The 3,782-nt window shown below is 63.0% G+C and carries 4 protein-coding genes and 1 pseudogene; 4 read left to right on the top strand and 1 reads right to left on the bottom strand.

The window, feature by feature from the left end; all coding sequences use genetic code 11:
- Positions 1–734, bottom strand: a 734-nt coding sequence (locus tag EN993_RS32665; RefSeq protein ID WP_127265891.1) for an arginine deiminase family protein, incomplete at its 3' end; no start/stop codon positions are given.
- 220 nt (positions 735–954) lie between these two features.
- Here EN993_RS32665 and EN993_RS32660 point away from each other — a divergent pair.
- From EN993_RS32660 to EN993_RS32645, 4 genes and pseudogenes are all read left to right on the top strand, one after another.
- A complete protein-coding gene (locus EN993_RS32660; RefSeq protein WP_109665774.1) occupies positions 955–1,767 on the top strand; it encodes an ABC transporter ATP-binding protein in 813 nt (270 codons plus the stop codon).
- Between the two features lie 54 nt (positions 1,768–1,821).
- A complete protein-coding gene (locus EN993_RS32655) occupies positions 1,822–2,622 on the top strand; it encodes a transporter substrate-binding domain-containing protein (RefSeq protein ID WP_109665771.1) in 801 nt (266 codons plus the stop codon).
- A gap of 157 nt (positions 2,623–2,779) precedes the next feature.
- Positions 2,780–3,493 carry an ABC transporter permease gene (locus tag EN993_RS32650; protein WP_206438806.1) on the top strand — a complete coding sequence of 238 codons (714 nt, stop codon included), beginning with the start codon at positions 2,780–2,782 and terminating at the stop codon, positions 3,491–3,493.
- Positions 3,493–3,782 (top strand): annotated as a pseudogene (locus EN993_RS32645) (ABC transporter permease); the annotation flags it as partial. The gene EN993_RS32650 and the pseudogene EN993_RS32645, both read left to right, overlap by 1 nt.

Here is a 3,782-nt window from a genome sequence, read left to right as displayed (position 1 = left end):
GTCCTGGGAAACCCGGCAACGGCGATGACCTGGCGCGGCGCGGTCGGCAGCACGTTGAGGCTGAGTCCGTTGGAGGCGAAGAACTCGTCGGCATCGCCCTCGACCAGCTTGATACCCTTCGCCCGCAGCAACTGGTAGAAGGCGGCCGGCAGCAAGGGCGCGTAGACCAGCGCCAGATCGTCGGCGAGCGGACTGATCACCGACATCAGATGCAGGCAGGCTTCCTCTCCGTGCCAGAGCGGCAGGTCGAAGCCAAAAACCGAAATGCCCTTGGGCGAAAGCAGGTTCGAAAGCTGCTGGATGCCGTCCTGGTTGGTGCGCACGCCGCGGCCGACGGCCAGCGTGTTGGCATCGACCCAGACGCAGTCACCGCCTTCGACCTGGCCAGGGCTTTCGAGGCGGCCAAGGATGGGGATGCCCATGCGTTTGTAAGCTGCTTCGTGCAGACCAGGCTCGGCACGGCGCAGCGCCTTACCCATCGAGAGAATAATCGCGCCATGATCGGTCATCAGCGACGGATCATGGGTGAAGACGGAATCGGCCAGCCCGTCATCGGCATCCGTCAGCCATTCGATCTCGGCGCCGGAAGCCGCGACCATGCCGGTCAACTGCTCATGCTGGGCTGCGGCCTTTTGCGAATCAAAACCCGGGCCGTAGTGCCATTCCTGCGCTTTGGCATGACGCATGGCGCTGGCGGCGGACCGCATCAGCACGCGTTTCAGGGGTCCGGCCATGGACTGCGACCCGTATGATTTGCCCACTAAATTCTCCCGAAACGTCCGTTGCCGCCACTAACCACTACAGCAAGCTGTGATCAATAGTCCAAAAACCATGGTTGACGGAGGCAAGCGGAACGGTCCATCCTGAGAATGGGAACTCTGTCCAGTGACGGGTAATGGGTAAAAGATACCAGCAGCGACGGGCTCGACCGCTCCGCGGAGCGTCGAAGGGATGATGGTGCAAAGCGCCGCACCCGTATTGAAACACACGGCGCAGGACGGCGCCGCCGAAGCCATCCATGTCGAGAACCTGCACAAGAAGTTCGGCGAGCTGCATGTGTTGAAGGGCGTCTCGCTGTCGGCGCGCGACGGCGAGGTGATCGCCATCATTGGCGGCTCAGGCTCGGGCAAATCGACGCTGCTGCGCTGCATCAACTGCCTGGAAAACCCGACCAGCGGCATCATTCGCGTCAATGGCGAGGAGATCAAGCTGAAGGCCGACAGCCACGGCCACACCATTCCGGCCGACCGCAAGCAGATCGAGCGCATCCGCTCCAAGCTCGGCATGGTGTTCCAGAACTTCAATTTGTGGAGCCACATGACGCTGATCGAAAACGTCATCGAGGTTCCCGTGCATGTGCTTGGCATCAAGCGCGATGTAGCGATCAGTGAGGCCGAAAAGCTGCTCGCTCGCGTCGGCCTGGCCGAAAAGCGCGACGTCTATCCGGCCTATCTGTCGGGCGGCCAGCAGCAGCGCGCCGCGATCGCCCGGGCACTGGCCATCAATCCGCGCGTCATGCTGTTCGACGAGCCGACCTCGGCGCTCGATCCCGAACTGGTCGGCGAGGTGTTGAAGGTGATCGGCGACCTGGCGCGCGAAGGCCGCACCATGGTGCTGGTGACGCACGAGATGAAGTTCGCCCGCGAGGTCGCGACGCATGTCGTCTATCTCTACAATGGATTGGTCGAGGAAGAAGGCCCGCCCGAGCAGATCTTCGGCGCGCCCAAATCCGAAAGGCTGAAGCAGTTCATCCGCAACATCGGCTAGGACAGGCCGGGACGGAAGAAAACCGGGAACCAACAACAAACTGGGAGTCGTGACATGAAGACTTTTCTGAAGACATTCGCCGCAGCGCTGCTGCTCGGCGTCGCCGCCATGGGCGTGGCCAAGGCCGATCCGGTCAAGATCGGCGTCGCCGCCGAGCCCTATCCGCCCTTCACCTCGCCGGACGCTTCCGGCAAATGGGTCGGCTGGGAGATCGAGTTCATCGACGCGGTGTGCGCCGAAGAGAAGCTCGACTGCGTCATCACGCCGGTTGCCTGGGACGGCATCATCCCGGCGCTGACGACCAAGAAGATCGACCTCATCGTCTCCTCGATGTCGATCACCGCCGAACGCGAGAAGACGATCGACTTCTCGGACAAGTACTATAACACCCCGACGGCGATCATTGGCCCGAAGGACCAGAAATTCGGCTCCGCTCCGGACGATCTCAAGGGCAAGGTGGTCGGCGTGCAGGTTTCGACGGTGCATGCCGTCTACGCCAAGAAGCACTTTGGCAGCACAGCTTCCGAGATCAAGGAATACCAGACCCAGGACGAAGCCAACAACGATCTTGCCGCCGGCCGCCTCGATGCGGTTCAGGCCGATTCCATCGCGCTTGGCGAGTTCTTGAAGTCCGACCAGGGCAAGGCCTGCTGCGACCTGAAAGGGATGGTCGCTCCGGACGACGAAGTGCTCGGACCGGGCGTCGGCGCCGGTGTGCGCAAGGAGGACACCGAGCTGAAGGGCAAAATCAACGCCGGCATCAAGGCGATCCGCGCCAACGGCAAATATGACGAGATCTCGAAGAAGTACTTCGATTTCGATATTTACGGCGGCGGCGGCGCGCAGTCGAACTGACGACCCTCACATGAGCTGAGGGGCATGGCGTCAGCGCCATGCCCCTCCTGCCGATCTTTCCCAGGCATGTTTGCCGCCGACGCAGCCGTCGGCGGTTAGAGCCAGCACCTCGGGGGCGACGCTGATCGACGCACTTCTTTCGGCCTCGGCGGCCGGCATCATCGAACTTCTCTCGCCCAATCCGCCGGGCTGGGGCGGGACCCTTTTGGTTGGACTGCTCCACTCGATCGAGATCGCGCTGGGCGCCACCTGCCTCGGTCTTTTGATCGGCACAGGCGGCGCCTATGGCAAGCTCTATGGCGGCCCGGTGGTGCGCGACCTGCTGGCGGTCTACACCACCATCGTGCGCGCCGTGCCCGAACTGGTGCTGATCCTGCTGCTCTATTATGCCGGGACCGACCTGATCAATCAGGCGCTGACGGCAATGGGGTATCAACGTGTCGACATCAGCGGCCTTGCCGCCGGCATCGCCGTGCTCGGCTTTGTCCAGGGCGCCTATTCGACCGAGGTGATCCGCGGCGCGATCCTGGCCATTCCGCAAGGCCAGATCGAAGCGGCCCGCGCCTATGGCATGTCTCCCGGCCTGCTCTTGCGGCGCATCACCTTGCCGGCAATGCTGCCCTTCGCCATACCGGGTCTCGCCAATCTCTGGCTGATCGCGACCAAGGACACCGCGCTGCTGGCGGTCGTCGGTTTCTACGAGCTGGCGCTGGCAACGCGGCAGGCCGCCGGTGTCACCAAAGCCTATTTCACCTTCTTTTTCGCAGCGGGCGTGCTCTATCTGCTGCTGTCGCTGTTTTCCAATCTCATCATCGGCCGGGTCGAGGCCTGGTCGCGGCGCGGCATGCCTTCGCTCAAGGAGGCGCGCTGATGGCCAACGAGGCGGCCATCATCAACGCCGTCGCGCGCACGTCGCTGTGGCTGCAGCCGCACCGCATCGTGCTGATCCTGATCGCACTCGGCCTGGTTCTGTCGGCGGCCTTTTTCATGCGCTGGGACTGGCTGCCGCAATATTATGAAATGGGCTTGATCGGCATCTGGCGCTCGTTGTGGATCCTGGCCGTCACATGCGTGCTGGGCTTCCTGCTCGCCGTGCCGCTGGGACTGGCGCAGGCCACAGGCTCCTTCTGGTTCGCCGCGCCTGCCAAGGTGTTCTGCAC

The organism is Mesorhizobium sp. M7D.F.Ca.US.004.01.2.1 (genome assembly GCF_003997785.1).
GTDB classification, from domain to species: Bacteria; Pseudomonadota; Alphaproteobacteria; order Rhizobiales; family Rhizobiaceae; genus Mesorhizobium; species Mesorhizobium loti.
This window is presented reverse-complemented; position numbering and strand designations above follow the sequence as displayed.

Coding starts and splice junctions, on each gene's coding strand:
- EN993_RS32655 (WP_109665771.1), top strand. CDS start 1,822: ATGAAGACTTTTCTGAAGACATTCGCCGCAGCGCTGCTGCTCGGCGTC.
- EN993_RS32660 (WP_109665774.1), top strand. CDS start 955: ATGGTGCAAAGCGCCGCACCCGTATTGAAACACACGGCGCAGGACGGC.